The sequence below is a fragment of the Ralstonia sp. 22111 genome, assembly GCF_052045895.1.
In the GTDB taxonomy this organism is placed as follows: domain Bacteria; phylum Pseudomonadota; class Gammaproteobacteria; order Burkholderiales; family Burkholderiaceae; genus Ralstonia; species Ralstonia wenshanensis.
Window position 1 is genome coordinate 441,160 of the sequence record NZ_JBQEPR010000003.1, and the last position, 17,929, is coordinate 459,088.

The 17,929-nt window shown below is 63.0% G+C and carries 18 protein-coding genes and 1 pseudogene; 6 read left to right on the forward strand and 13 right to left on the reverse strand.

Annotated features, from left to right (window positions below; all coding sequences use genetic code 11):
- Positions 1–6: 6 nt before the first annotated feature.
- Together ACTJK4_RS10960 and ACTJK4_RS10965 are read right to left on the reverse strand one after the other, a co-directional pair.
- On the reverse strand, positions 7–663 hold the full coding sequence (locus tag ACTJK4_RS10960; RefSeq protein WP_232039446.1) for a nitroreductase family protein: 657 nt from the start codon (positions 661–663) through the stop codon (positions 7–9).
- Between the two features lie 98 nt (positions 664–761).
- Positions 762–949: pseudogene (locus tag ACTJK4_RS10965) on the reverse strand (alcohol dehydrogenase); the annotation flags it as partial.
- A gap of 186 nt (positions 950–1,135) precedes the next feature.
- Between ACTJK4_RS10965 and ACTJK4_RS10970 the strand changes: the two are divergent.
- From ACTJK4_RS10970 to ACTJK4_RS10990, 5 genes are all read left to right on the forward strand, one after another.
- On the forward strand, positions 1,136–2,626 hold the full coding sequence (locus tag ACTJK4_RS10970; protein WP_440817923.1) for a bifunctional aminoglycoside phosphotransferase/ATP-binding protein: 1,491 nt from the start codon (positions 1,136–1,138) through the stop codon (positions 2,624–2,626).
- A 239-nt stretch (positions 2,627–2,865) separates the two neighbouring features.
- Positions 2,866–3,300: a hypothetical protein gene (locus tag ACTJK4_RS10975; RefSeq protein WP_322018344.1), complete on the forward strand. Its 435-nt coding sequence runs from the start codon at positions 2,866–2,868 to the stop codon at positions 3,298–3,300.
- A 22-nt stretch (positions 3,301–3,322) separates the two neighbouring features.
- A complete protein-coding gene (locus ACTJK4_RS10980) occupies positions 3,323–3,787 on the forward strand; it encodes a CBS domain-containing protein (RefSeq protein WP_260801725.1) in 465 nt (154 codons plus the stop codon).
- Between the two features lie 35 nt (positions 3,788–3,822).
- The gene (locus ACTJK4_RS10985; RefSeq protein ID WP_440817924.1) at positions 3,823–4,506 is read left to right on the forward strand and encodes a dienelactone hydrolase family protein; all 684 of its coding nucleotides are present in this window, start codon (positions 3,823–3,825) and stop codon (positions 4,504–4,506) included.
- A 4-nt stretch (positions 4,507–4,510) separates the two neighbouring features.
- Positions 4,511–5,161 (forward strand): phosphoribosyltransferase, encoded by a 651-nt coding sequence (locus ACTJK4_RS10990; protein ID WP_440817925.1) that lies wholly within the window; start codon positions 4,511–4,513, stop codon positions 5,159–5,161.
- A gap of 10 nt (positions 5,162–5,171) precedes the next feature.
- Here the strand turns inward: ACTJK4_RS10990 and mgtA are convergent, their stop codons facing one another.
- The 7 genes from mgtA to ACTJK4_RS11025 all read right to left on the reverse strand — a co-directional run bounded on the left by mgtA (position 5,172) and on the right by ACTJK4_RS11025 (position 14,432).
- On the reverse strand, positions 5,172–7,778 hold the full coding sequence (mgtA, locus tag ACTJK4_RS10995; protein ID WP_440817926.1) for a magnesium-translocating P-type ATPase: 2,607 nt from the start codon (positions 7,776–7,778) through the stop codon (positions 5,172–5,174).
- Between the two features lie 73 nt (positions 7,779–7,851).
- Positions 7,852–9,339: an efflux transporter outer membrane subunit gene (locus tag ACTJK4_RS11000; protein WP_440817927.1), complete on the reverse strand. Its 1,488-nt coding sequence runs from the start codon at positions 9,337–9,339 to the stop codon at positions 7,852–7,854.
- Positions 9,336–10,421 (reverse strand): HlyD family secretion protein, encoded by a 1,086-nt coding sequence (locus ACTJK4_RS11005; RefSeq protein ID WP_440817928.1) that lies wholly within the window; start codon positions 10,419–10,421, stop codon positions 9,336–9,338. The genes ACTJK4_RS11000 and ACTJK4_RS11005 overlap by 4 nt, the downstream gene beginning before the upstream one ends.
- Entirely contained in the window at positions 10,418–11,116 is a 699-nt protein-coding gene (locus ACTJK4_RS11010) for an ABC transporter ATP-binding protein (RefSeq protein ID WP_373407712.1), read from the reverse strand. Before ACTJK4_RS11010 ends, ACTJK4_RS11005 begins: the two co-directional genes overlap by 4 nt.
- Before the next feature lie 2 nt (positions 11,117–11,118).
- The gene (locus ACTJK4_RS11015) at positions 11,119–12,255 is read right to left on the reverse strand and encodes an ABC transporter permease (protein ID WP_440077189.1); all 1,137 of its coding nucleotides are present in this window, start codon (positions 12,253–12,255) and stop codon (positions 11,119–11,121) included.
- A gap of 144 nt (positions 12,256–12,399) precedes the next feature.
- Positions 12,400–13,047, reverse strand: coding sequence for a response regulator (locus ACTJK4_RS11020; protein WP_440817929.1), 648 nt, complete (start codon positions 13,045–13,047; stop codon positions 12,400–12,402).
- Positions 13,044–14,432, reverse strand: a complete 1,389-nt coding sequence (locus ACTJK4_RS11025) for a PAS domain-containing sensor histidine kinase (protein WP_260801733.1) — start codon at positions 14,430–14,432, stop codon at positions 13,044–13,046. Before ACTJK4_RS11025 ends, ACTJK4_RS11020 begins: the two co-directional genes overlap by 4 nt.
- 253 nt (positions 14,433–14,685) lie before the next feature.
- Here ACTJK4_RS11025 and ACTJK4_RS11030 point away from each other — a divergent pair, with 253 nt between their 5' ends.
- Positions 14,686–15,486: a helix-turn-helix domain-containing protein gene (locus ACTJK4_RS11030; RefSeq protein WP_232040257.1), complete on the forward strand. Its 801-nt coding sequence runs from the start codon at positions 14,686–14,688 to the stop codon at positions 15,484–15,486.
- 99 nt (positions 15,487–15,585) lie between these two features.
- Here ACTJK4_RS11030 and ACTJK4_RS11035 read toward each other — a convergent pair whose 3' ends face one another.
- Genes ACTJK4_RS11035 through ACTJK4_RS11050 form a run of 4 tightly spaced genes read right to left on the reverse strand, consistent with a single transcriptional unit; the run spans position 15,586 to position 17,902 of the window.
- The gene (locus tag ACTJK4_RS11035) at positions 15,586–16,233 is read right to left on the reverse strand and encodes a BON domain-containing protein (protein ID WP_232039433.1); all 648 of its coding nucleotides are present in this window, start codon (positions 16,231–16,233) and stop codon (positions 15,586–15,588) included.
- A gap of 30 nt (positions 16,234–16,263) precedes the next feature.
- The gene (locus ACTJK4_RS11040) at positions 16,264–16,626 is read right to left on the reverse strand and encodes a TraR/DksA family transcriptional regulator (protein ID WP_232039432.1); all 363 of its coding nucleotides are present in this window, start codon (positions 16,624–16,626) and stop codon (positions 16,264–16,266) included.
- Positions 16,627–16,672: 46 nt separating this feature from the next.
- Positions 16,673–17,203: a flavodoxin family protein gene (locus tag ACTJK4_RS11045; RefSeq protein ID WP_045203943.1), complete on the reverse strand. Its 531-nt coding sequence runs from the start codon at positions 17,201–17,203 to the stop codon at positions 16,673–16,675.
- A gap of 45 nt (positions 17,204–17,248) precedes the next feature.
- Positions 17,249–17,902 carry a BON domain-containing protein gene (locus tag ACTJK4_RS11050; protein WP_260801735.1) on the reverse strand — a complete coding sequence of 218 codons (654 nt, stop codon included), beginning with the start codon at positions 17,900–17,902 and terminating at the stop codon, positions 17,249–17,251.
- Between the last annotated feature and the right edge of the window lie 27 nt (positions 17,903–17,929).

The window sequence follows — 17,929 nt, forward strand, 5'->3', positions numbered from 1 at the left end:
CATACCTCACTGCTCAGCGGCTGGGCGGCCGACCGTCTGTGCCAGCACCGGCACTTCGTCTTCATTGAGCGATAGCGCTTCTGCCAGAAAACGCTGATTGAGCCAGCCGCGCACCACACAGCCGAGCCCCGCCGAGGCACAGTAAAGCGACACGTTTTGCGAGATCGCTCCCGCCGCCACACCGGAAAATGTTTCGCGCACGGCTTCTGGCATCTGGTCTGCACGCGCATGGTTCACCACGTACACCAGATCCAGCGGCGCCTTGCCCACAAAATCCTGGTATCCGGTCAGGTTGCGCGCGTCCACGGCATGCTTGAGACGCAGGCGGTGGGCCGCAGGCTCGTATTCGTAGACGCCCTCTGGCAGGGCGACGTAGATGTCGATCTCGTTGAGGCCGTGCGCTGATGGCGCCGTTCGCCCCCCGATTTCCGGCCGGTTGATGCCGTTTGCCGCCCATAGCAATTCGCTCAGTTGCTGCAGTGACAGCGGCGTGGGCTCGAACGCCCGCACGCTTTTCCGCTTGCTCAGCGCAGCACTCAACGTGTTGCCGCCATCCAGTACCGGCGGCGCCAGCGCAATGGTTGCCGCTGGCGCTGCGTGGGACGTTGACTGCGGCAGTAGATGTTGCACAGGGTCATAAGACAGGAGCATCGTCTGGCTCATGGCATTCACCTCATCAAACTGAAAATCCATCGAACATGTTTGGCCGCCTAGGCGGCGATGATCACCTTGAGCACCTGAGTCTTCGCGGCGTTGCGGAAGGCAGCGCCGACCGACTCCACCCCCACGCCTTCGTGGCCCAGCGTGCGCCCTTGATGCTGTGCAGATCGGTGCCGCAGATGGTGGTTAACGTGACGCGCACCACTGCGTCCCCCGGTGCCTGCAGTACCGGTTTCGGCTTGTCGGCAAGGGTGATCTTGCCGGGCCCTTCGTAGACGAGTGCTTTCATGGGGAACCCCAAGAAGACGATGACTCCATGCTAGGCAACCGACCCGTGCGGACGTTGATCTACGTCAGGGCGCATGGCAGCCACCGCGCGATATTGACCTTCTCTATCCGGAGGCGAAAACCGCGTATGGCCGAACAAGCCACCACCATTCCATGTTCGCAGCCACCAGAAGCGTTGGTGACGCGGATGCTCGAAGCAGCATCGTATCCACACCCCGCTGCGGATCTGCAGATGATCGAAACCCATCTGTCGTGGGTCTTCCTGGCCGGAGAATTTGCATACAAGGTACGCAAGCCGATCAAGCTGGACTTCGTCGACTTTTCGACGCTCCGTGCGCGGCAAATCGATTGCGAGGAGGAATGGCGCCTGAACCGCCGCCTCGCTCCTGCGCTATACCTTGGCGTGGTGCCGATATCGCATGATCCGGCCACGGGCGGGCTCCACGTCAGTGGGCAAGGCACGCCCTGTGAGTACGCGGTCTGCATGCGCCGCTTTGCCCAGCAGGACTTGCTCAGTGCATTGGCGCGTGATGGGCGCCTACGCGCGAGGGAGATCGACGCACTGGCCGACCTGATCGCAGACTTCCACGCAACCGCGCCTGTCTGCGGCTCAGGCTCAGACGATGGCACACCCGCAAGCATTCAGCGCACGCTTGAGGACTGCGCAGCGGGGGTGATTGCCCTCACCACGGAACCCCAGATTGCAGCGGCCACGGTAACGCTGCTTCGTCAGCATGCAAGTCGCCTGGAAGCGACATTCGCGTCTCGCCGGCGCAGCCGCCATATCCGCGAATGCCATGGCGACCTTCACCTGGGCAACATCGTACTGATCCATGGCCAACCGACGCCGTTCGACTGCCTGGAATTCTCTGCGTCGCTTCGTCGGATCGACACCATGTACGACACGGCGTTTCTGTTCATGGATTTGCTAGCAGCGGGCCTGCATGCGATGGCGTATCGCCTGATCAACCGCTATCTCGAGCGATGCGGCGACTATGGCGGGTTGGCAGTCCTGCCCTTCTACGCATCCATGCGCGCGCTCGTGCGTGCCCGTGTGCTGCTGGAGCGCGCCCATCAGTTGGAGGGAACCCCCGATCTGGCTGCCAGGCCGCGCGGCGAGGCACGCCGCATGCTCAACCTGTCTCGGGAGCTGCTCTGCCGAAACGATGCCTGCATTCTTCTCATGCATGGCCTTTCTGGCGGCGGAAAATCCACCCGTGCAGAACAGCTTGCCGAAGCAGAAGGGATGATTCGCGTGCGCTCCGACGTCGAACGCCAGCGCGTCGGGCATCCCGCCGCCGTCGACCGCTACCTGCCGCGCGCAGTCGAACGTACCTATCGGCGCCTTGCCGCTGTCTGCAAGCTGGGGGTAGGCGCCGGTTTTCCGATGATTGCGGATGCCACGTTCCTGGCCGAGCGCCAGCGCCGACGTTTCTTCTCACTGGCCCGCCGATTGGGCGTGGCCCTGGCCATCGCGGACTGCGTGGCCGACGTCGACACGCTGCGCATGCGTATCCGCAATCGCATGCGCAGCGGGGCCGACGCATCGGAGGCGGACCTGCACGTGCTGGATGCCCAGATCGCCACACAGCAGCCGCTCAACGTGGAAGAGCGAGCGCATGTGATCCCCGGCGAGATATCCAACGTGGTGCCCTACATCAGAGGCACAGAACGGTGATTCCGTTTGGGCGTGCTCAGGCACCCAAGCGCCCTGAGATCAAGCACCGTAGCGATGGTGTTCCGCGCGCGGCCGCCAATTTGCGCCACATCAACGCACACAACTGCAAAGTGCCTACGCTGCAGATGGACACCTGATTCGGCGGCCCCCCTCACCTGCCCGCCAAGACCCCACCGGAGATCACAATGCAACAACCTGCTGATATGGCATGCAACGTGGCATGCGCCGTCATGCGCGAGATGAGCCGCACCGCCAGCTTCATGCTCGAGGCGCAGATCGACCTGGCCCATTTCCGGCTCAAGCTGGCCGAGGCTGCGCTGGAGGATGTGCGTGAGCTCGAACATGAACTGAGCGGCACGCATGACTGGACATCGCTGGCCACTGCACAAGGCATCTTCATGAAGATGCAATCAAGCCACGGCGCCAACGCACTGAAGACCTGGGCCGAGTTCACGAACAAGCTGCAGGCAGCCTATTTTCGTCGGTTGACGGAGTGGACCCAGCAGATGCAGCAACCCGAAGGCCAAACCTCTTCCTCACAGTTGTTTGCCGCGTCCTCCGATTCGCTGAAGGCCTTCTTTGACAGCTTCAACCTCATGGCTCCGCCAGACTCCGAAGCGAAGAAGAACGGATTGGCACGTTCCACGACGGCAAGAGCCGAAAAAGCCGCCTGATCAACACGCCAAGGAGCCCATCATGCGAGTTCAGGACGTCTATTCACACAATGCAGTACACATTCCGCTTTCCTGCACGCTTCAGGAGGCGGCACAGCAGATGCGCCAGAAGCATGTCGGTGCACTGGTCGTGACGGAGAACACCCCGTCCGGGCCCCGCGCGATCGGCGTTGTCACGGATCGCGACATCGTGCTTGATGCGGTTGCGGTTGGGGTGAGCCCATCGCAGACCTGTGTGGCCGATGTGATGAGTCGGGGCATCTCCAACGTACCGCTCGAGGCAAGCCTGAGCGACGCGTTGCAGGAGATGCTCTCATGCGGCGTGCGGCGTGTTGGAGTGACGTCCGATGGTGCGCTGGTGGGCGTGCTGTCTTTGGACGATGTGCTCGGCGCAATGGCCACCGAATGGAGCCTCATCGCCCGGCTTGTTCATAACGAGCGTGAGCGCGAGATGACCGGTAGCGTCCAGCCGCCGCTGAGCGTGTAATCCGGCGGTCACCCCACTTCAGGAAGACATCTCCCATGAATCCCGAGCCGCTTTCTCTCAGCATGGATATCGTGGCGGACGAAGCAGTGCTGGAAGGCACGCTGGACTGCCCGGGCAATGCAACCGGCCTGGTGATCTTTGCGCATGGCAGCGGAAGCTCAAGGCACAGTCCGCGCAACCAGTACGTTGCGCATCAGCTCCATGCCGCCGGCCTGGGCACGCTGCTCTTTGATCTGTTGAGTGCGGAAGAAGCGTCGCATGCGTCGTGCCGGTTCGATATCGAGCTTCTGGCACGGCGTCTGCATACAGCCACACACGCGGTAGGCAGCATCGCGCGCGAACGCAGGTTGCGCCTCGGCTACTTCGGCGCCAGTACAGGCGCCGCAGCCGCGATCCTGGCGGCGGCCGAACAGGACGACGCCTGCCCGATCGAAGCGGTCGTCAGCCGCGGCGGTCGCCCCGATCTTGCTGGCCAACGTGCGCTAAGCAATCTCGCCTGTCCGACCTTGCTGATCGTCGGAGCTGCCGATTTGGACGTTCTCGATCTGAACCGGCAGGCCCTGAGCCAAATGCACTGTGAAAAAGCCCTGGAGACCGTGCCCCACGCAACGCACCTTTTTGAAGAGGAAGGCGCGCTCGAACAGGTGGCCGAGCTGGCGCGGGCGTGGTTTGTCCGCCACCTGAGTGCAACCTCCCAACCTCACCGACACGCGAGGTAGCCCCATGCGATTCAAAGATCGATTGGATGCAGCGCGTATGCTCGCGCAGGCACTGGAGAAGTACAGGGACATGCACCCGCTGGTATTGGCCATCCCACGGGGTTCGGTTCCAATGGGCGCACTCATCGCGCACGCACTCGGCGGTCAGCTTGATGTGGTGCTGGTTCGCAAGCTCGGCGCACCGTTCAACCCTGAACTGGCTGTCGGCTCAGTGGAAGAAGGCGGCTGGACTTACTTCGCACCCTATGCGAGCCGCATTGGCGCGGACACCACATACCTCGAACAGGAAAGCGCCGAACAGATGGACGTCATCCGTCGGCGCCGTGCGCTCTATACCCCGAACCGCGGTCCGTATGACGTAGAAGGACGCGTCGTGATCGTGGTCGACGATGGGCTGGCAACCGGGGCCTCCATGAAGGCAGCACTCCACGCCATACGCCAGCGCCATCCGCAACGCCTCATCTGCGCCGTTCCCGTGGCGGCACCGGACAGCCTGGAGGAAATCCGACCGCTGGCCGACGAGGTCGTCTGCCTCTACGCGCCGCAGGGCTTCCGCGCGGTCGGCTTGTATTACGCCGATTTTCCTCAGGTGGAAGACGCCGAAGTGCGTGCTGCGCTGGGCGTGGCCCCGCAAACCGAGCGCCAGGCCGGCTGACACGCCCGGCTCAATCCAGACCGTATCTGCGCACGTACCAGGTTTTCATCACATAGGCGCACAAGCCGTAGACCAGGACGATCGCTGCCAAGCAGGGCCAGTAGGCTGCCGGCAGCGACGTAAAGCCGAACAGCACCCCGACCGGTGTCAACGGCATGGCGATACCCACGCAGGCAATGGCAATGCTCGTCAGCACCAGCGCGGTGCTCGCCCGGCTTTGCACGAACGGCACCTTGGCCGTGCGGATGATATGGATGATGAGTGTCTGCGTGAGCAGCGATTCAACAAACCACCCGGACTGGAACAGCGCTGGATCGGCCCACGCGTGAAAGACGCCGAGCAGCAGCGCATAGGTCGCGAAATCAAACAGCGAACTGACAGGCCCCATGTACAGCATGAACTTCAAGATGCTGCCGATCTCCCATCGTCGTGGTTTGACGAGATAGTCGTCGTCTACGTTGTCGGTCGGGATGGCGGTTTGCGAAAAGTCGTAGAGCAGGTTGTTGAGCAACACCTGCACGGGCGCCATTGGCAGAAAGGGCAGAAACAGGCTGGCGCCCAGCACGCTGAACATGTTTCCGAAGTTCGAGCTGGCGCCCATCTTGATGTACTTGACGATGTTGCCGAACACCTTGCGCCCTTCCGTCACGCCCTCGCCCAGCACGGCCAGGCTTTTCTCCAGCAGGATGATGTCGGCGGACTCCTTGGCAATATCGACAGCGCTATCCACGGAGATGCCGACATCCGCGGCCTTGAGCGCCGGCCCGTCGTTAATGCCGTCACCCATGAAGCCCACGACGTGGCCCCTGCGGTGCAGTGCCTCGACAATGGCCGCCTTTTGCGCCGGCGACACCTTGGCGAACACGGATGCGCGCTCGGCCACCTCGGCCATCTGCTCGGGCGACATGGCGGCCAGCTCGGTCCCGAGCACCACGGGCTCCACGGCGATCCCGACCTCGCGACAGATCTTGCGCGCAACAATGGCGTTGTCCCCCGTCAGGATCTTGACCGCCACGCCGCGGGCCTTCAATGCGGCAATGGCGGGTGCGGCCGTATCACGTGGCGGGTCAAGAAAGGCGATATACCCCAGCAACGTCAATCCCGACTCGTCCGTCACGGCGTACTGGCTTTGCTCGTGCGGCATCTCCTTGTACGCAACCGCCACGACACGGAAGCCGTCGGCGTTGAGGTTCTCCGCCAGTTGCCGCGTATCTTGGAGGTGGCTTGCCTCCAGCGGGCCAGCCTCGTCGCCGCTCACGTAACGCGCACTGACGGCCAGCACTTCTTCCACTGCACCCTTGCAGATCAGCACATGCGTGCCGTCGTCCTGCGCCAGCACCACCGACATGCGCCGGCGCTCAAAGTCAAACGGCAGCTCATCGATCTTCTGGAACCGCGCATGCACATCCAGGCGCTGTTCCAGCTCCACATGCTTGAGCACAGCCACGTCCAGCAGGTTCTTCAGGCCCGACTGATAGAAGCTGTTAAGAAACGCGTACTCCAGCACCTGGTCGGATTCTTCACCGCGCAAATCCAGGTGATGCTTGAGGATGATGCGGTCTTGCGTGAGCGTGCCCGTCTTGTCGGTGCACAGCACATCCATCGCACCAAAGTTCTGGATGGCGTTGAGCCGCTTGACGATGACTTTCTTGCGCGACATGGCGATGGCGCCCTTGGCCAGATTGACCGTCACGATCATCGGCAGCATCTCGGGCGTGAGGCCCACGGCCACGGCCACCGCAAACAACAGCGCCTCGAACCAGTTGCCCTTGGTCAGCCCGTTGATGAGAAACACCGTGGGCGCCATCACCAGGATCAACGTCAGCATCAGCCACGTGAATCGGGTAATGCCGCGATCAAAGCTGGTCTGCACGCGTTGCGCGGCAATCAGGTTGGCCACATGGCCAAAGGCGGTGCGGTGCCCGGTGGTCAAGACAACGGCCGTGGCGTAGCCGCTCACCACGGCGCTGCCCATGAAGCACAGGTTGGGCCGGTCGAAATCTGCCGCAGGATGGCTGTCGGAAGGCTCCGCATGCTTTTCCCGTGGCATGGCTTCGCCAGTCAGTGCCGACTGGTTGACGAACACATCCTTCGCACTGAGCAGCCGCAAGTCGGCCGGGACCATGTCACCGGCCGAAAGCTGGACGATATCGCCCGGCACCAGTTGCTCGATCGGGATTTCCTGGCTCGCTTCGGCGCCATCGGAACCGATACGACGTACCGTTGCCGTGGTATGCACCATGCGCCGCAGTGCCTCCGCCGCCCGGTTCGAGCGATGCTCCTGCAGAAAGCCCAGCACCACGCTCAGCACCACCATGACGGCAATCAGCACCGCCGCCCGCACATCGCCCAACACCGCCGAGACGCCCGCCAGCGAGATGAGCAGCAGATTCAGCGGATTGACCGAGCGGCGCGCCAGCTCAATCAGCACGGCCTCTTGATGACCATTGGCCACGCGGTTGAGGCCGTTTTCACGCAGGCGCTGTGCGGCAGCCTCCTCCGTCAGGCCGTGCGTCTGGGTCTGGAGGCGCACCAGCACGTCTTGCGAGGCAAGCGCCGACCACATCGAGAGATCGTCGGCGGGCGAGTGCGGAAACGGCACGGACGTGATGTGCATGGGAAATTGCGAGCAAACCGGATGGATGTGCAAACCATTAGAGCGCAGGACGTGCGTCCGGCCTTGACGCAACTCAACGGCCATCGTTGCCTGGGCGGCTGTCGTGCGTGCCCGCCACCGGCGGTTCAATGCCGGCGCCACGCCAGCCGCCGCCCAGCGCAAGGAACAGCGCCACGGTGTCTTGCAGCCGCTGTGCACGCACCTGCAGCGTGCCGAGCACGGCTTGCTGATACTGCAGGTCGGCACTCAGCACCTGCAGATAGCCGCTAACACCAGCACGGTAGTCAGCGTTGATCTCTTCGAGTGCGGCACTAGCGGCTGTCTGCGCGCGCAACTGTGCGTCAAGCTGCGCGGCATCGTGTTCCAGCGCCCGCAGCACATCGGCCACCTGTTCAAACGAAGAGAGCACGACCTGCCGGTAGCCGGCATCGGCGGCTTGCAAAGCCTGCCGGGATGCGGAGCGGCGGAAATACAGGGTGCCGCCCTCAAACAGCGGGGCGACAAGGCTTGCCCCCACGCTCCAGGCGCCGGCCTTTGCACCAAACAGATCGGCGCTGCGGCCGCTCATCCGGGCGTAGTCTGCGCTCAAGGTCAAGCTGGGCAGCATCGCCGCCGTTGCAACACCGACCTCGGCGCTGGCCTGGTGCAGGCGTGCCTGTGCGGCCAGAACGTCGGGCCGCTGGCGCACCAGTTCAGAGGGCACCAGCCTGGGCAGGTCCGCCGGCAGTTGCAGCCCGTTGAGCGCGACGTCTACAGCGTCTGCTTCGGAAGGAAATCGGCCAGTCAACACCGCCTGCAGATGTGCAGCCTGGTCGCGCTTCTGCTCCAGCGGTGGCAGCGATGCCTCCAGCGACGCCAATTGCGCAGCAAGGCTCAGCTCGCTGGCATGTGCCATGACGCCGGCTTCGACCTGCGCGTGTGCAATCTCTACCTGCTCGCGCACCACGGCAATCAGGCTGCGCGTGGTTTCAATCTGTGCCCGATAGGCGGCATGGGCGATCACGGCGTTCACCAGGTTGCCGGTCAGGGTGAGGTAGGCGGCGGCCACTGCGTACCTTTGTCCCTCCGCTTGCGCCGCCAGTGATTCCACCGCACGCCGATTGCCGCCAAAGATATCCACCGCGTAGCTGATGGATGCCCCCAGCGTCCACAGCGTAAAAAGACTTGGCGCCCCGGTCTGGCCGAGCCTGGCGGGCACCGCTGCCTGGCGCGACACATCGGCTGATCCCGCCACCTGCGGGTAGAACACGCCCGCGCCAGCTCGCAACAGGTCTTGCGCGGCGCGCAGGTTGGCTTCTGCCTGCTGCAGGCTCGGGTTGGCCGTAATGGCGGCATCCATGGCCTGATCAAGCGCCGGACTGCCGAGGGCGCGCCACCAGTCGGCAGGCACGGTTGCCGCCGTGAAGCGCTGCGCAACGCCATCTGCGGAGGTGCTCTGTGCAGGATTGCCGTCACGAAGATAGCGATCGACGCCCGGTGCCGGCGGCGCCTGAAAATCCGGTCCGACGGCGCAGCCCGACACCGCAAGCGCGATGCCTATCGCCCACGCCGCCGCTTTCACGACGCCCCCTGTAGGTAAACGTCGACCAGTTGGCCTGGATAGACAGCCAGCTTGTCAGGCTGCTTGAAACGGAAAAGCAATGGCAGCACGCGCACATCCACGCGTTCGGAGCGCTGGTCAGACAACTGCACCTTGGGCGACACGTACGGCTGCACGCGCACGAATTCCAGCGGCACGCTGACATCGGTGCCGCGCACAAACATGCGTGCCTGTACCGCACCGGGCGGAAGACGGTGCACCAGGATCTCGTCCACATACACACGGACAGCCAGCTTGTTCTGGCCGGTGCTCATCGTGACGAGTGGCACGTTGGCCCGTGTGTAGGCGTCATAGGTACCCTGCGGCGAGACATAGCTGCCCATTGCCGTGTTCACGGACATGACAACGCCATCCACCGGTGCACGCACGGCATATTTTTCGAGCAATTCTGCCGCTGCCGCCGCGCCCTTCTGCAAGGCATCGCGCTGTTTTTGCAGCGTGCGGATGTCGTAGCTCCAGGCGCCGGCGCGCGTGAGTTCGTACTGCCGCTGGGCAACTGCAAGATTGCTGTGTGCCACCCGTACCGCGTTGGCGGCGTTGTCCATGGCATCGCGACTGACTGCCTTGGGATTGAGGCGGGCGGCCGCTTCAAGCTTGTCCAACTGATCCTGTACGGTGCGCAGGCCGGCATCTGCTGCGCTCACCTGTGCACGGGTGACCTCCAGTGTTTCCTTGCGCGGCTGGGCCAGCAGCGCGTTCAACTGGGCGTCGACGGCATCCGCTTGCGACTGCTGCTGCGCGGTCAGGGCGCGCTGCACGGAATCCTCGATCTGGATCAGCACATCGCCGCGCTTGACCGTCTGCCCTTCCTGCACGGCAATGCGCGCAACGGTGCCCGACACCTCGGCATACAGGTTCAGGTTGGCGCCGCTGGGCTGATCGCTTTCGACGATGCCGTTGGCGTAGATGCCCGTCGCGTATGGATTGGCCGCTGGTTGGAAGACGGGCGGCAGCGGCGGCCTCTGCCGTGCGTAGTAGATGGCCGCGCCAATCCCCGCCAGCGCGCCGATCACAGAGAGCACAAACAACCAGCGGATCTTCATCGCGCCTCTCCATGTTCAATGCGGCTCAGCCTGCCGTCCTCCATGTCGAGGATGCGGCTGGCCATGTCGAGGATGCGCGCGTCGTGCGTCACGATCACGATGCAGCGGTGCGCGTTCAGGATTTCCGTCTTTACGAACTGCATGATGGAGCGTCCGGTATCGCCATCGAGCGATGCGGTGGGTTCATCCAGGATGAGGATGTCGGGCTGCGTGACGATGGCGCGTGCAATGGCCACGCGCTGCTGTTCACCGCCACTGAGCTTGACCGGCGGCAACTGCGCACGGTTCTTCAGCCCGACCACATCGAGGTAGTGCATGGCCTGCTCGAGCGCAGTGTCCCAGGCGACATGCCGCAGGATCAGCGGGATGGCGACGTTCTCGACCGTAGTGAGCCGCGGGAACAGGTGATAGTCCTGAAACACGAAGCCGATCCTGCCCAGGCGAAAATCGGCCAGCGCGTCGGCACCCAGGCTCCAGATATCGACTCCGTCCACCACGGCCCGGCCGCCATCCGGGCGCAGGATGCCGGAGATCACGCTCAACAGCGTGGTCTTACCGCTGCCCGAAGGCCCGACGATGAACAGCATCTCGTTGAACTGGGCGTCGAAACTGACCTGCTTGAGCGCGCAGGTACGCGCCTCGCCCTCGCCAAACCATTTATCGAGCCCCTGCGCGGCAATGGCAACGTTGGCCACGATCAACCCCGGAAGATGTCGAAGGGTTCGATGCGCAGTACCTTGCGTACCCCGATGTACCCCGAGATGCCGGCAATCACAACGACCATGGCCAGCGCAAGCATCAGGTTGGTGAACGTGATCATGGCTGCATAGTCTGGAATGCGAAGGCGCACCAGTGCGATGGATGTCGCGCATAGGCCGATGCCCAGCCCGTAGCCAACCAGCGCCACGAACGTCGCCTGGAAAACGATCATCGTGACCAGCTCGCGCCCCTTTGCCCCGATGGCCTTGAGTGCGCCAAAGCGCTCCAGGTTTTCCAGGATGAAGGTGTAGAACGTCTGTCCCGATATCGACAAGCCCACCACGAAGCTGATCACCGTCATCAGCAGGATGTTGGTGCCAAGCCCGGTCTGGTAGGTATAGAAGTGCGAGATGCGGCCGATGAACTCTTCCTTGGTCAGCGCGCGGTAACCGAGCCGGTCTACCGCACGTTCGATCGCTGCAACATCGGCTTCGGACTTGGGCTCGATCAGGATGTACGACATCGTGTAGCGCGTACCGGGCAGATATTGCACAGCCCGGCGGTACGTTGTGTACAGGGTGGGCACGCCAAACAATCCGCTGGTCGCCACCTCGCCAATGCCGACGATCACCCCTCGATGGTCATTGACTTCGAACTCCGTGCCGATATGCGGGTTTTCCAGTTTCCCGAACTCGGCGTCCTGGATGACGATGAAGGCGTTGTCGCCGTACAGATCCTGGATACGGCCACTCAGCATGCGAGGGCGGCCGAACAGGCTGGTGTCGTCAATGCCGACGACGGTGACCGGCTGATAGGTTCCGCTTTTCAGGCGCACAAGTGCGCCGCCTGAATACAGTGGAACGGCAAATTTCACACCGTGAATGCTGCGTACCGCATCAAGAACGTAGTCCGGCATGCCGATCGAATTGGCCACGGTATTGACAGCCGGATCCATGACCCACATCCGTGCGCCGATGTTGTACACGGCAGACGAAGACCGATTGAGCACGCCCGCAAACAGCGACGTCATCTCGATCATCAGAAACACCGCAAACGTGATGCCGACCAGCAAGCCGCTCAGCTTGGCCTTGTCATTGACCAACAGCTTGTAGGCGAGTTTGAGAATGGCTTGCACATGGCCCCCTTGGCCATGCACGGCAGACAGGGGCGCGCCCCGGGGTGATCTCGACCGGCCGATGCATGTGCATCAACAATAGCGATTCGGGCGCGACGGCCTTTGACGTGTCGCAAGACCGGGTTGGGTCCTGCGGGGAATGCGCTAGAGCGTATTGTCGTCGGAGAACAAGCGATGACGTATCGCGTAGCGCACAAGAGCGGCTTCGCTGGAGAGCTGCAGCTTGTCCATCAACCGCATCTTGTAGGTGCTGATGGTCTTGGCGCTCACGCACAGGCTGGTGGCGATTTCGGTCAAGGGCTCACCCTGCACCAGCCGGCGATAGACCTCCATCTCGCGGTCGGACAGGCGCGTGTGGGCCGCCTCCTCACTGGGCTCGCCCAGGCTGTGCGCGAGTTTCTCCGCCATGGGCGGACTGACATAGGTGCCGCCGGTCGCCACCTTCTGCAGCGCGGTGACCAGCTCGGTCGCGGCGCTCTCCTTCGTCAGGTAGCCGGCCGCCCCCGCACGAAAGGCACGCGCCACGTACTGCTCTTCTGCGTGCATGGTCAGCACCAGCACCCGCACCCTGGGGTGGTCGTCGTGCAACTGGCGGAGCAGCTCCAGCCCGCTGCGCCCCGGCATCGAAAGATCCAGCACGATCACCTGCGGTTGATGGTCACGCACCAGTTGCAGGACCTGCGTACCGTCGGAAGCTTCGCATGCGACTTCAAAATCCCCTGCGCGCTCCAGGATATGACGCACACCATCGCGCATCACGGCATGATCGTCGGCGATCATCACGCGAATCATGTCCGTGCCTCCTCGGTGGCTTTGTGAACGGTGGGAAAGCTTACGCTCAAGCGAAAGCCACCGCCGGGCGCGTGTGTGATCGTCGCCTGCCCGCCCAGCAAGCGGGCCCGCTCACGAATGCCAAGCAACCCCAGCGGCTTGCGCTCACCCACCGCCGGAGGTGCCCCGCTCCAGCCATGCCCGTTGTCTTGAATGGACAACTCCAGCACGTCTTCTTGTTGGGAGAACGCGATCTCAACACGTGTGGCATCGGCATGGCGCACGACATTGTTGAGCGCCTCCTGCACGATCCGAAAGACCGAGATGGCGGCGCGCTCGTTCATTGCCAGCTCTTGAGCATGGACAGTCACGACCAGGCCAAAGCGTTGGCGAAAATTCTTGGCCATCCATTCGATGGAGGGCACCAGCCCCAGCTCGTCAAGCAACGGCGGGCGAAGATCCGCGGAAATCTGCCGCACGGCAACAATCGTCTCGTCAATGACATGTTGCATCGCCTGGGTCTGGTCGATCAGCGCCTTGTCGCTCCGTGCGGCCTGCAGATCCGCCGCCAGCAGCGAAATGTCCATCTTGAGCGCGCTCAGGCGTTGCCCCAGATCGTCGTGCAGCTCGCGGGCGATGCGGTGCCGCTCCTCCTCACGCGTTGCCAGGATGCTGTCCGACAAATGCTGCAGTTCTTCCTGGGAGCGCCGCAGGGCCGCTTCCGCGCGGACGCGCTCCGTGGTGTCGCGCAGCATCACCGTGAACAGCTTGCCGCCGTTCACCTCGATCTGTGAAATCGACGCCTCGATCGGGAATTCCCGCCCGTCGGTATGCAGGGCAAACAGCGGCCGCTGCTTACCCATCTGACGCTCCGATACGCCCGTCACCCCGAAGCGCCGCACGTGGGCCTCGTGTGCACCGCGAAACCGCTCGGGAATAAAGTCCGACAGGGGACGACCGATGGCCTGGCGGGCTGAACACCCGAACAGTGTCTCGGCCATGGGATTGAACAACACGATGCGCTGGGCGTCATCGACGGAAATAATCGCTTCCATGGACGAGCGGATGATGCCGGCCAGCCGGGCCTCGCTCTTTTCCAGGTACGACAGATCCCGGGCGACGGCGGCTCGCAGCTTCCGGAGCCGCAGCCAATAGAACACCAGTGCGACAACCGTCGCGATACTTGCCGAGGCTAGTAAAACGAAGGCGGCATCTCCGGCCTGGAGGGCAAACGCCAGTCGCGCAACCGCCGCGGCCAGTAGCAAAACGGCCAGCACACCCACCACCAGTTCGGCTGAGGTGGATTGCAACTGCAGCAGCCGCCTGTGCGTTGCCTTCGAGGATTGAGTGTCTTGCTCCGGCACCGAACACCACCAAAAGGTCGGGATGCAATCAACATAGCCCATTCCAAAGGCTGGAGATACTAGCCGTGTGAAGGAGGCGCCCCCCGGAAAACCCTGCCGCCGGTGTCAGGGAATCCTGACACCGGCATGGCGCATCCCGACGGCCAACTCAGCGCTGCCTGATTTCGCGCAAACGCGGCGCCTCCGATACTGAGCATACGGACACCGGACCTTGATGGAACGCAGTGACCGGATACCCACCGCCTCACCGAGGATGTGTGGTTCAAAGACCACAGACGCCTTCCGGAGCCGCCCCATGATTCCGCGCACCATAGAGTCCCCTGCCCCCATTGAAACCCGCCATCCTGCTGCGCTTCCCCAACTCAGGCTCGTGCGCGACGCAACGCAGGCCCGGCAGACTACGCCACTGATTCCCAGCAGCCAGTGCGCGAATTGCATGATGCACTGGGCCTGCATCGCAAGCGCTGTACCAACCGCGCAACGCGAACAACTGGACCAGATGGTGCACACCTGGCGCAAGATCGCCAAGGGCGAAGCACTTTTCCGTGCGGGCGACAACTTCCACGCCCTGTATGCCATCCGGTCGGGATCGTTCAAAACCGTGGTATCGCACCCCAACGGCGCAAATCACGTCACCGGATTCCAACTGTCGGGCGAAACGCTTGGGCTCGATGGCATTGCCGCCGATCGACACACCTGCGATGCGATTGCCCTGGAAGACAGCACGGTCTGCTCCATGCCTTTCCATTGCATTGAGGACTTGTGCCAGGACATCCGCCCCCTGCAACATCGTCTTCACCAATTGATGGCCGAAGAGATCGTGCGCGAGTCGGGGCTCATGCTGCTGCTCGCCGGGCTGAGTGCAGAAGCGCGGGTTGCCACCTTCCTGCTGAACCTTTCCACGCGCATGCAGGACCGCGGATATTCCCCTTCGAGCTTCACGCTGCGCATGACCCGTGAAGAAATCGGCAGCTACCTCGGCATGCAGCTTGAGACGGTCAGCCGTGCGCTGTCGAGGTTTCAACGCGAGGGTTGGATCGTCGTGAGCGGCAAGAACATCGAGCTGACCGACAAGGCAGCACTGACTGAGCTTTGATCGGTCTGCCTGTTCTCCGCTAATCCACTAATCCACTAAAAAACGCTGCTCCGGATTTGCTGCCGGGCAGCGTTTTTTTTTCTTGCATGACTCCCGCCCCTACGGCGCGATCTGGAGATGATCGATGACTTCCGTCACGCCCGGTGCGGACCATGCCGCGCCCTTGGCAGCGCGCCGCTCCGCCGCGGAACCGATGTGGCCGCTGAGGGTCACCGTCCCGCCCTGAACGGAGACGCGGATGTGATCGGCCTCGCGTGCGGCATGCCGCTTGAGCGCCGCACCGATCTGCTCGGCCACATTGGCCGGTACCACGCGCGCTTTGATCCGCAACCGATTGATCAGACCTGCTACACCGCGCAACGATCCCACCGCATGCGCCGCCTGTTCGCTCTGGTATGGCCAGTCGACCTCGCCCGAGAGCGTTACCCAGCCGTTCTCGACCAATACCTCGATGCGATTGGACGGCAGGCTGACCTGCCATTCAAGCGCGTCACGGGCCGCTTGAGCAACGTCCGCATCGGTGTGTGCACCCGGCAGGCGAACTTCGATCTTCTGCACGACACCACGCACGCCACCTACGCGCTCAGCTGCATGCTCGGCTGCAAGCTTCTCCATGTAGCTGCGCACGTGGCCGGTCAGTGTCACCACGCCGTTCTCCACTTCCACACCAATCCCTGCGGCATCCACCGCAGGTTCCCAAAGCAGTTCGTCGTTGACGTCCTGCTTGATGCCCAGATCGCTTTTCATATCTCGCTCCTGCTGGATAGAGTCGCCTGGCTATGCCCAGTGGCGTTCACGCGCCGTTTGGCAAGACAGACAGCGCATGGCTGTCGGCTGGGCTTGCAGGCGTAAAAACGGAATCGTTTCGCCACAATCGACGCAGATGCCGTAGCTGTGCTGCTGCATGCGCTCGCGTGCAGCATTCAGTTGCTCCAGTTCCGTTCGGTAACGGGCGAGCATGACGTCGTTCGTTTGGTCCCCCGCCTCTTCATCGGCAAGATCCGCGTTTTCGAACGGCGCTTCACGCTGGATCGGCACAACGGATTCGCCCAGCGCCGCTAGTTGACGTTGCACGCGGGCTTCCTGTTCGTCGAGCAAGCTCGTCAGCCGTTTCCATTGCGCCTCGGTAAAGCGGGTCATGCCCAGTCTCCTTCGGTTGATTCAGCGTCGCGCTGTGTGTCCGGTTTCAAGCTTCGGTTGGCGACAGCCAGGCTGGGCGCTGCCTCGATTGCTCCCACCGCCCGGCGGTCTTCACCTGATCGATAAAGCCCGCGATCTCCTCCTGCGACAACCCGCTGAGCACGTCGCGCTGGAACAACGCCAGCACCGGCGCCGGAATGGTGGCCGTGATCCGCATGATTTCTTCCACAGCGCGGAATGCCCCGCGCGCCGCCATGACACAAATCACAGACAAGTGCGTGGACGCCGGCAATTGGTCAGCCAGGAAGTCCCGCATGGGCGAAGCCAGATGGCCCATCCAGATGGGCGCGATCACGACAACGTGCTCGACTTCACCAAGCGGCGGACCTTCATAGCGATACTTGGCGCGCGCATGGAATACCGTTTCGATGACGCAGCGCGCATCGCCCAGGAAGCCGGCGCGCGGATGCTCGTCGGTTACCTCGGCAAGCTGCCATCCGCTCTGCGCAGCCATCTGCTCGGCAACCTGACGTGCCGTACCGGTACGCGAGTAGTACACGATCAGCTTCTTTTCCATCTCGGACTCCAGGGTTTTCGAAAGCAGTGGAACGGGCAATTGCGTCTAGGAAACAACCCACATCTGATCGACAACGGCACGCACGCCGGGCGCGTCCCATGCAGCTTCACGGGCCGCACGGCACTCGTTGAGGTTGCGCAGCGGCCCATACAAAGTCACCGTCCCGTCCGCCACGGAAACACTGAGGCGCGAGGCGTCGACCACAGCCAGGCGTTGCAGCGCCTTCGCAATGCGATCACTCAGATCTGCCGGGCCGGAGGCGGGGCGCAATGTCAGCGCATTGGCCACGGACTTCACGCCGTGGACTCTGCGCACCGTGTCCAGCGCCGCGCGGCGCTGGAAGTCCTGGTCGACTTCACCGCGCAGCGTCACGGCCCCGTTTTCAACAGTGATCTGGACAACATTCGGCGGCACCGAAGCATTCCAATGCAATGCACTGCTGATCGCCTGCGCAATCTCGTCATCCGGGCGTTCCATCTCTGGCGGCATCCGTACATCCACATGGATGACAAGCGCGGTCACACCGGCAACGCGGCGGATCGCCTCCTCCGCGGCATGCTTGTCGGCAAACCTGTCGACACCGCCGGAGAGCGTGACGACGCCGTCCTTGGCCTGCACCGCAAAGCGGCTGGCGTCCACCGCCGGATCCCATAGCAGCTCCTCTTCGACATCGTGCTTGAGCTGGATATCGTTCTTCATGGCGATCTTCTCAGGTGCAATCGAGGT